Raw genomic sequence first — 9,706 nt, 5'->3', positions numbered from 1 at the left:
CGAGAGAAGCCGAGCTTGACCAGAGGCGTCCCGTCTTCAAGCCGGAACCGCATCGCATAGACATTGCTGGGCGCGCTCGTCCAACCTTCGCCGCATTCCGGGCACTTGAACCGCCGGGTCTGGAAATTGCCGCGTGCAACGCGGGCAACGGCACCACATCCGTCGCGGTGGAGATAAAGACGATAGTTTGCCTCGCCCTCCGGATCCGGGCCGAGGACGGACCAACCATTGGCATTGGCGTTTGCCTCTTCACGCGCAGCAAAACAGATGTCGCAGCGGTTCTGGCGCAGCCCGGCCGCAACCTCTTCGACAAAGCCGAACTGGCGCTTCTCCTGATGGCCGCAGGGCAAGAGAAACAGCCCTTCATGGCGGTTCTCGGGGTCATAGGACAGGAATGTCATTCCGGCTTCTTTGGCGAGCGCGTGCTTGGCCTGATCGGGACAGGCGGCGCAGGCGAGCTTTGCGGTCAAAAGCGTGTAACTACGCTGCGCGGTGAGCTTGCCGCAAGCGTGACAGCGCAGCACGACATGCTGCTTGTCGCGAATGCGCCGCAGCGCGGTGAAGCCTTTGGCCTGGGCCGCCGCCTGCCAATTGGGCAGGATTGCGCCTGGAGCTTCACACCAGAGCTCGGGCGGTGTGCCGCGCGAGCGGCGCGGCAGGTAGATCGGCTCGTCCTGACCCGGCGGGAGGACATAAGGCAGCGTTACATCAAAGGAATTGGTCATCGGAGATGCCTTTCAAAGTCGCGCGCGATCGCAGCCGTCGCCAAGGGGCGCGTCCAATCGGGCGTCTAAGGGTCGTGAAAAGTGGAAAGCGCGTGGCTCAGCCGATAAAGCTGAAACCCTCCGTGCTGAGCGGCATCATTTCCGGGCTCAACAGCGCGTTCAGGTGCAGCAGCCGCTCGCAGGTTTGGTCGAGCAACGCATCAATCCGGCGGGCCGTCAGACCATCGGCGGCACGCCCCCAGAGCGAAAGCGTCTCCGCGAGGAAATGCAACGCCTCGCCGCGCATCCCGGCCCCATCAATCGTCAGGCTGCGGGCGATGTAACGCGCCGCGTAGACCAGTTTGCGATCCGAACCGATAACGATCGGCGCATCGCCAGCCGCGCGCGCTGCGTGCAGCACAGCATCGAAGGCGAGATTTGCAGCAATGTCAGGATCGCAGAAAGCCGGATCCCAAGACATGCTGCTGGCGCGAAATTCCTCGGCCTCGGTCGCATCAAGAAGGACGCGCGCAAGCTCGACAAAGGCACCATGCGCGGGCGAGATCGCGCCCACATGCGTCGACGTCTGCTGCCGCCGCGGCCACGCAGTAGCCTTGATCCCGCCAGCGAGGGTGATACGAGTTTGGGTAGCCATCTTGATCTCCTTTACAGATTGGGATGGTCAGGACTGGGCGGGGAGCTTCCACCTTCCCCTCAGTCCGTCTTGAGTGTATGTCAATGAATGCACTATGCACCCAACATAAATGAATGTCAACTGCATTCATTTGCGCTCATGAGGAAATGAATATGGCAAGAACTTCTGCACTTTCAGTTCGTGTGACCGACGAAACAAAGCAAGCGGTGGAAAAGGCTGCAGAAGACGATGGGCGTTCCGTCGCATCTTACGTCGAGCGATTGCTCGTCGCGCATTTGCAAGACAAGGGTTACTTAACCAAATGAACCTTCAGAAGGTTCGCCTTGGCAAAGCCGCTAGCAATCGAGGAAATCCTATGAAATTGAACGAAACAGGCAGCTATGGTTCGCCCATTTGAACAGCCGCGCAAATCTGCGTGTGACTGATGCTAGATCAACGAACCACTAGAATTGCGGCTTGCGAGTTAGAGCTACTATACCAATTTCTGCCATTATACGCAGAAGGAGATCGCAACCAGCCAGTCAGTTCGCCACGGTGATGCTGTGCCTCAGAGTGATGCGCGAGGGGCGGACAGCAGACCTTCGCTGCAAGGTTCACGGATGTCCGCTACGCTCAAACAACAACTGTTGCATGGTTTGGGGAGCATATCCAACCGGCATTTCGCTTGAGCCAGCATTTTGTGCTGCGGGCCCCATAAGCCCTGACGTTGCCGTTGCAATCTGTTTCTAAAATGGTGCAGGTTGAGCAATTAGTGATACTACGCGGCAACTGTGCATGCGGTTTTTTCGGAGGCAAGATGTTAGACAAAGCGTCGGTTGAGTGGGCGATTGATTTCATTGCAGAGCACTCGGATGGCGACCTTTTCCCTCAAATATCCGAAATGCGCGTGATGCAGGCCGAAAAAGATCGACTCGCCAACGACATTTCAGGAAAAGACCTAAACCAATTCCCAATTGGAACCTCGAGGCGGTTCATCGTTCCCAAAGATGAAATATCTTATCGCCAAGCGACCCAACTTGATCCTCAAGACTCTATTATCCTATCCGCAATTATGCATCAGTTTGGTTCCGGTGTAGAGCAGAGGCGAAAACCCGCAGATAAAGTGTTTAGCTATCGTTTTTCCCCATCTTATGAGCATGGCCTATATGCCAGCCAGTCAGGATGGAATGATTTCTGGGCTAAGGTGGCACAGAAAGCTTCCACATCCAAGATCGTTCTCTATTGTGACATCGCTGATTTCTACAATCAGATTTACCACCACACTGTTGAAAACCAACTCCTGGCTTCTGGATTTTCAAATCAATCAACTAAATGGGTGATCCGACTTCTTGAGTCTACAACAGCAGGTGTCTCGAGGGGAATTCCCGTTGGACCTCACGCGGCCCACCTTATTGCTGAGGCGACGCTCATTCCAATTGACAACAGCCTGGATTCGCAAGGCATAGATTTCTTGAGGTATGCTGACGATATTCTTGTATTCTGTTCATCTCAGAATGAAGCGAGGGCAGCCCTTTCACAAATTGCCCGATCTCTCGACCAGCAACAGCGCCTGACCCTTCAGAGACACAAGACCCGTTTCCTCACCCCGGAAGAGGCAAGTTCGTTATGTCGGCAGATGGTCGAAGACCGACCCATAAATAATAATGAGAATGACCTATTAAACGTTGTGAGGAGATACTCATCGGGAAACCCATACAGAATGATCTCTTTTAGCTCAATCAGTCCGCTTGATTGGAAGAAAATTCGCGACAGCAAGATTGACGAAATTATTGATGAATATCTATCCCAAGATCCAGTGGATTTTATTCGTTTGCGTTGGTTCTTCCGGAGGCTTGCGCAGGTCGGTCACCCTGGCGCGGTCAAGAAGGTGATTTCACGTATCCATGACCTGAGCCCATGTCTCGCGGGCATTTGCGCCTATCTTTCGAGCATTCAAGATCTTGAGGACGATGATTGGAGAGGCTTAGGCGAAGAATTGGTCGGTTTGCTGACCGATACATCTCTGGCAAAAAACGAGTATTTTCGCCTATCTGTGCTGAGCCTATTTTCCAGAAATGCTACATTGAATCACATATCTCGGATAATTGGTTTTTACTCATCTGGCGACCCGTATGTGAGGCGTGAGGTCATTCTATCGGCCATGGCGTCGGGAGCGACAGATTGGCTCCGTGAACACAAGGAAGAATTTTCTCACATGGATCCATGGCAAAAACGAGCATTCATTTTCGCGTGCTCGAAGTTCCCGTCCGATGAGCGTCAGTATTTCCTCGGTAGGTTTCCTCAAGATCGAGTATTTGATGCGGCCTTGCTAAGATGGGCAAGGCGTTAGATCTGACATTTTGGCAACAACCAATACCCATGCTGCGCACAGGAACCTTCTGTATTCTTGCTGGCTCCGTTTTTGTCACTGTTTCGTTTCGGCCCCGTTCACCACGTAGCAAGCGAGTTTGCTAAGGGCTGTGACCGGCCGTCCGCTTCGTCTTGCCCGAACGGCGGCAATGGGCCTAGGCCGCGTGGAAAAGCGGTGGGGACGTCAGGGCCGTGTTAAATGTTAGCCCGCCTTGGTCAGCAAATACACTGTCTCTCCATCATCGTTCAGGTAGGAACCTCGATACCTGAAGCCGAGATCAGGCAGCGCTGCCGTCCGATACCCTTCTCGTTTTGTGGTGGCAAAAACACCATCGGCGCCTATGGGTAGCGACATCAGCTCTGCCATCAGAAGTGATGAGAGGCGGCGTCCTCGATTAGCTTTCGATACGGCCACATAGCCAAGCTCCGATGGATACTCATTTTCTGGAACATCTACGCCCACATTTTCTCGGAGCCTTTTTCTGTACGTCGGTGCTGGAGATTTTAGCGCCGCCACGCCTGCAATCTCTTTGGCCCATCGCGCGATGATGAAAAGGTGTGCTCTGCTGACACGATTTCCGATTTGCTCCACAGTTCCTTTGACTGCTCCGCATGAGTGAATAAGCTGAGCCACTTCTGCCGCTTCGTAGTTAGATAGTTCTGCTCCACTCCGAAGTATGACCGTGTAAGGCACGCCGGCTGCGCGCACAGTTTTGGGAAAGCCATTCATGTTATCGTCACCTGCGTCGGAAATTTACACCCGACAATCTGACCCCATTGCAGGTATTCAGCAAACGAATTCTCGGCTACTTGGCGACATTCCCCTATGCCTTGCGGTAGTGCCGCAAGTCCGCACGCCTGATGGACTTCGCGACCAAATCACATCCTGAACATGCGAAGCGAGGTGGAGGAAGGTCTGCATAGCGGCAGGTTCCGATTGGAAATGCTGCATGATGCACGAGTAGCCGCTTGATCAGGCTGCAATGCGGCATGGGGTCAGTGCGCCGATGTCCGGTATGGGCCATTACCCAAAAAGTGATTTGGGGGCAGACAACCTAAGCGCAAGCTGCTCAATCCTAATTGCAACGTTATTCGCTTTCCGAATGTAGTTCTCCAAGTCGGAAGCTTCGAACTTGGCGATTTCCGGCTGTTCCAACTTAAGGGACGCTAGAAGCCTGCGCCCTTCACCTTCAATTTCAAAAATATGGTGCGTGTCATCGGGGCGGAGGTCCCGAACACTTAACTTTGGAAAATGCTCGCGGTGGTGAAGGTCCCATCGTTCCCTCATTCCATGACAGTCAGTCTGCAAAGATAAAAAACTACGTTCAGCTCTGGCTCGTCCTTCAAGTGCTTTCATCTTTAGTTCCGCGAGATGCGCGTCTTCCCCGGATTTCAGTGCTTGCTTAGACACACGGAACGCACGCGCTGCGTAAATGAGGGCGCCCACAGCTATTAGCAGGGATGCCGCGTCGAAGACGTAGCCGCTAATTGGTGCCATAATGCCTTCCAATGATCCGCCCATAGTACATTCCTTACTGAACACACTATATCTGGTTCTTCGCTTGGCAGAGCGCAAGACATAAGGGGGGAACTTTCAACCCTGCCAGATGTCCGCTTTGTGGACTGCAGTTGCAGCATTCAAAGACCAGGCTCAAGGTCGGTTCAGGGCCGTGAACGACGGAAGGCATGGTTTTCAATTCGCTGATGTTCTGCGACGCCGAGACTGTCTCTCTTTGAGCCCTTTTGACCGGGATCCAACACGCGGATACAAGGGAACAAAGATATGCGTTCGACTGGCAGCAGGGCGGTGCCGGTCGCGAGGAGTGTGAATGGACAACAATCCGACTACGGGACAATGCCTCTGCGGCGCAGTGAAATTCCGCATATCGGGAGAGTTCGAGAGCTTTTTCCTGTGCCACTGCTCCCGCTGCCGCAAGGATAGCGGTTCGGCCCATTCGGCAAACCTGTTTTCGTCCACAGCCAAACTCATCTGGGTTTCAGGCGAGGCAAACATCAAGACGTTTCATCTCCCTGGTTCACGCCACATGAAAAGCTTTTGCTCCGACTGCGGATCCGCACTGCCTATTTCCCAGCCGGAGATTGGTTTGATTGTGGTGCCGGCAGGGTCGCTTGACAGCCAGTTCGACATGCTACCCAACGCGCATATCTGCTGTTCCAGTCGCGCAAACTGGGACAACGATCTGGCCTCCATCGAAAGGATCGACGGACTTCCCCGCTGAAAGCTCGCGCCGATGATGTATCTCAGACAACAGCCAGACGATAAGGACGCGACCATCGGCTTCGTCCGGCTCTGCTGTCATTCGAGGGACAGAGATGTTGCGTGATGCACGAATGGCCGCAATGGCGGACCGCATTGCATCATTTTGAAGTGGTGGCCAAGGTCGGCTCTGGGCCGTGAGCATCAGCGATCCATGCCAGGCCGGCGCCGAGGTCGCTGCACTGCCGCAGGTCCGCAGAGAGCCCAAAGTGACCGATGCTGCACATCGAACTAATGTCAGCTCTCACTGATCCAATCAATTCGGTTAGAATGATATTCAGCAGGATTTGTCGGTCGTAGCTGAAGCAGCTTTTTCTCAGATGCCACAAACTGGAGAGAAACAATGAAAAACGACGGAATAAAGCTACCACGAACGCCTCGACCGTGTCACTGCCTTACTGCACGCAAATTTGGAGACTGATATTGGTGTTGATGAACTGTCAGACGTTGCCTGTTTGTCCAGCTATTATTGGCATCGCATCTACACGGCGATGAGCGGCGAGACCGTTGCAACAACCCTGCGCCGCTTGCGCCTACAATGCGCTGCCGACCGCCTTGCCAATTCAGATATGGAGATTGCGATGATCGCTCAGCTTGCACAATATGGCTCTCAAGATGCCTTTTCCCGCGTCTTTTGCGAGGCCTATGGCAAAGCACCGGCAGCTTATCGTCAAGGCGGCAGTCACGCGGCCTTCAAGACCGCCAATGCCAGCGCCGATGCAAAGGGCTTCAGAGACACCATCGAACACCAAGACGCAGTGCGCTGCATATCCGTCCCACACGAGTGCCCATCCCTTCAAATCGACGAGGCCACACGGGCGTCGATTTGTTCTGCTGTTGCCGGAAAGTGTGGTGGCAGGCTGGCCAATCTTAGTCTCCGCAATACCGGCCAAGCCAAGCGTCATAAACTGCCTTCTCGATCTGATAGCTTTCTTTCTCGTCTAAGGCGGTATTTTCTGGAACCTGAAGCCAGGCGCTATAAGGCGATGGAGGCGCAACCAGCCCGTCAAGCATGACCGCAGCGCCGTTCAGATCCAGCTGTGTTTTACCGTCGGCAAGGTATACCGGCGCCGCATTGATCGCACGGCACCGTGCCGCGTGGGCGTCTTCATGCAACCGCCAGGCGTCCAGCACCACGGCAGGCGTGCAATACATCTCTGCTTCATGGGGTGGTGGCATCGAGACCACGCAGCTTACTGGATGGGTCGAGGCTTCTGCCCCTGCCTGTACCCCTGTGTTGGGCCTACCGTTGGCGGCGATCATCTCTTGCGTGGTTTCCGCCCCCGGAACGACCGAGATCGTCCCGTTCGAGAAGGAAGATTCTCCTGCTTGCGACAACTTTACAATATCGTCGAATGAATAAGGAAGCGTGGAGGCCTGATCGAATTCCACCAGACGCGAATTTGCATCAAGATAGTGTTTCGCGCGCACGTCGACACCACGTAGGGCCATATCCCTTGCCGCAGCAAGCAGGACAGGGTCCGAAAGGGTGTTGATCATGTCTTGTGTGAATAGGCGTTCTTCGCGAACCCGCGCACACACACAGGCAGGTGCCCGCGCTGCACCGACCAGATCAAGACTGAACTCCTGATCTTTCTTGCCCATGTCGTGCAGCATCTGGGGCAGGCCCAGATTTACAATGATGCTTTCGGCGCCCCTGACGCCCACAGGTGGCCCGGCCTCCGGCCCCGGCAGTCGCCCGTTTACCTTCCAATTGAAGTCACCCAGATTTGGCGCAAATTCGGCGCCGACCCACGATCCTGCCTGACAGTACAACGTCACATCAATCGGTGGCGCCCCCCTGCGCAGGCCGCTGATCGCCAGCGCGCTTGGGCATGCGTCCGCTTCGCTCCCCAGATGACGAACGTCCATCGTTATGGCGCCATCCGCGTAGGTTCCTTGCATCGGAATCACAAGACAGCCACAGCTATCTTGGGCCATAGCCACGCCGGACAGCAATCCCGACAGGGCCACCGCGACCAACAGACTGCGTATCATCATGCCCGTGTCGCCTTCTTATTCGACATTCCCCAAGTGGCTTGCCTTCTGACTGCAAGGTCGCCTGAAGAGGCCTGCGAATCAAGCTTTTCTAGCGTCCGTAGGGGCGCGGACCCTGCCGCGCATCTGTCTCATCCTGGCCTGACGACTGTCTATTTCGGCGCGGCCGATGGACCTGTCGAGCCGCTTTTGTTCTGTTTTAAACCGGATCGCGGTGATGCGCATGACGGCGGCGCTCGTAATCGGTGGATGGCGGCAAGGATAGCGCGCACCATCGGGCCAGTGACCGCCACCTCGGCCAGTTGGAAGGTGATGGCGCGGGCGTGGCGCACGACGCGGGCCCCGATCTTTACCAGCTTGAGTTTGAGGCTGGTCAAAGACCAGTCGGCCATCGCCTCGGGCAGCTCGATGCAGCGCAGGAATGTGGCCAGGTTGTAGGCCAACGCGTGCAGTTGCAGCCGCACCTCGTCGTCGCGGAATCGCTTGCACGACAGCCGCGTCCAACGGAAGGCGTATTTGTCCTCCTCGAGGTCTTGTTGCACGGGAAGCAGACAATCGGCGACGAACAGCAAAGGCTCACTTTGTCCGCTTTGCCGCCTCTCACTCCTCAAAAATGCTGCACGATGTGTCCAACGGCTGTTTCAGGGAAGCTGCAATGTAGCGTTTGGATTGCCGGTCAACGGCGGCTGTGGGCCGGTCGCGTCGATGGACATAATCAGCGGGGGCTTAGTAAATGCTACATCGCGAATGCGAATGTCATTGGATGCATAAAGACGCTCTGTCGCAACGATACGTCGGAAATTCATCGGGATCTCAACGTGAAATCCTCCGGCAATCCGCTTGCCCCTCCCTGCGCTTCGGTCTTTAACGAATGGTGCAACGACACCCGTGCGGCTCCCTGTCTGCGCAGGTCAGGGCCAAAGGGATATCACATTGCTTTTCTTCACCATCTGGCCCCTTTTCGCACTGATCTGCCTTGGCTATCTCCTTGCCCGGCGTGGCTTTCCTGATCTCGGATTCTGGCCGGCCGCCGAACGGATCAACTATTTCCTGCTCTTCCCGGCCCTTCTGGTCAGCAGTCTCGCCCATGCCCCCGTCCGCGACCCACAAGTGCTGCGTCTCGGCGGTGCGGCCGTCGCAATCATTCTGTTGGCCGCACTCGCCTTGGCCCTCATGCGACGCTTCCTCCCCATGCCCGCCGCCCGCTTTGGCCCACTGCTGCAAGGCACGGTGCGCTTCAACACCTATCTAGGGCTAGCCATCCTTACCACTCTGGCCGGCCCCGTGGGGATTGAGCGGGCGGCGCTTTACCTTGCCATCGCGGTGCCCTTGGTCAACATCCTGTCAATCATGGCACTGACCGAGGCCGGTCAGGCCCGCACCCCCCTTTCCATGTTCGCCACCATGGCGCGCAACCCGCTGATCCTGGCTTGTCTGGTGGGCATCGCGCTGGCCCTGACCGGATGGGGCCTCCCCTTCGGCACCGGACGATTCCTTGACGTTCTGGCGCAAGCCAGCCTGCCGCTTGGCCTGCTTTGCGTGGGGGCCGCCCTGCAACCCGCCACCCTGCATCGCGACGGGTTAACCTTGGCTGCAACCGGCGCCCTGCGCCTTCTGTTTATGCCTCTGCTCGCCGCACTCATGGTGCGCGCCGTCGGCCTGAGCGGGGTCGAAGCGCTGGTGCTGATCGTTTTCTCAGCTATCCCCACGGCCCCCACGTCC

At 56.1% G+C, this 9,706-nt stretch carries 10 protein-coding genes and 2 pseudogenes; 5 read left to right on the top strand and 7 right to left on the bottom strand.

Annotation, left to right across the window (positions count from 1 at the left end; translation table 11 throughout):
• Both ACN0SD_RS20300 and ACN0SD_RS20295 read right to left on the bottom strand, forming a co-directional pair.
• Positions 1-725 (bottom strand): hypothetical protein (locus ACN0SD_RS20300; protein WP_417809995.1); only part of this gene is annotated, 725 nt, incomplete at its 3' end.
• 97 nt (positions 726-822) lie between these two features.
• On the bottom strand, positions 823-1,359 hold the full coding sequence (locus ACN0SD_RS20295) for a hypothetical protein (protein WP_417809994.1): 537 nt from the start codon (positions 1,357-1,359) through the stop codon (positions 823-825).
• A 152-nt stretch (positions 1,360-1,511) separates the two neighbouring features.
• On the opposite strand from ACN0SD_RS20295, the gene ACN0SD_RS20290 reads away from it, so the two are divergent.
• The gene (locus ACN0SD_RS20290) at positions 1,512-1,664 is read left to right on the top strand and encodes a hypothetical protein (protein WP_417809993.1); all 153 of its coding nucleotides are present in this window, start codon (positions 1,512-1,514) and stop codon (positions 1,662-1,664) included.
• Positions 1,665-2,155: 491 nt separating this feature from the next.
• Positions 2,156-3,688, top strand: a complete 1,533-nt coding sequence (locus tag ACN0SD_RS20285) for an RNA-directed DNA polymerase (RefSeq protein ID WP_417809992.1) — start codon at positions 2,156-2,158, stop codon at positions 3,686-3,688.
• Positions 3,689-3,910: 222 nt separating this feature from the next.
• Here the strand turns inward: ACN0SD_RS20285 and ACN0SD_RS20280 are convergent, their stop codons facing one another.
• Positions 3,911-4,438 (bottom strand): hypothetical protein, encoded by a 528-nt coding sequence (locus tag ACN0SD_RS20280; protein WP_417809991.1) that lies wholly within the window; start codon positions 4,436-4,438, stop codon positions 3,911-3,913.
• 294 nt (positions 4,439-4,732) lie between these two features.
• Complete coding sequence (locus ACN0SD_RS20275; RefSeq protein ID WP_417809990.1) at positions 4,733-5,230, bottom strand: hypothetical protein; 498 nt, start codon at positions 5,228-5,230, stop codon at positions 4,733-4,735.
• Between the two features lie 307 nt (positions 5,231-5,537).
• On the opposite strand from ACN0SD_RS20275, the gene ACN0SD_RS20270 reads away from it, so the two are divergent.
• A complete protein-coding gene (locus tag ACN0SD_RS20270) occupies positions 5,538-5,948 on the top strand; it encodes a GFA family protein (protein WP_417809989.1) in 411 nt (136 codons plus the stop codon).
• Positions 5,949-6,396: 448 nt separating this feature from the next.
• Positions 6,397-6,648: pseudogene (locus tag ACN0SD_RS20265) on the top strand (helix-turn-helix transcriptional regulator); the annotation flags it as partial.
• 208 nt (positions 6,649-6,856) lie between these two features.
• Here ACN0SD_RS20265 and ACN0SD_RS20260 read toward each other — a convergent pair.
• The 3 genes and pseudogenes from ACN0SD_RS20260 to ACN0SD_RS20250 form a co-directional block, all read right to left on the bottom strand.
• Complete coding sequence (locus tag ACN0SD_RS20260; protein ID WP_417809988.1) at positions 6,857-7,987, bottom strand: hypothetical protein; 1,131 nt, start codon at positions 7,985-7,987, stop codon at positions 6,857-6,859.
• Positions 7,988-8,202: 215 nt separating this feature from the next.
• Positions 8,203-8,511: pseudogene (locus ACN0SD_RS20255) on the bottom strand (transposase); the annotation flags it as partial.
• 114 nt (positions 8,512-8,625) lie between these two features.
• The gene (locus ACN0SD_RS20250) at positions 8,626-8,790 is read right to left on the bottom strand and encodes a hypothetical protein (protein WP_417809987.1); all 165 of its coding nucleotides are present in this window, start codon (positions 8,788-8,790) and stop codon (positions 8,626-8,628) included.
• 127 nt (positions 8,791-8,917) lie between these two features.
• On the opposite strand from ACN0SD_RS20250, the gene ACN0SD_RS20245 reads away from it, so the two are divergent.
• Positions 8,918-9,706, top strand: a 789-nt coding sequence (locus ACN0SD_RS20245) for an AEC family transporter (RefSeq protein WP_417809986.1), incomplete at its 3' end; no start/stop codon positions are given.

This window comes from Thioclava sp., assembly GCF_048263065.1.
In the GTDB taxonomy this organism is placed as follows: domain Bacteria; phylum Pseudomonadota; class Alphaproteobacteria; order Rhodobacterales; family Rhodobacteraceae; genus Thioclava.
This window is presented reverse-complemented; position numbering and strand designations above follow the sequence as displayed.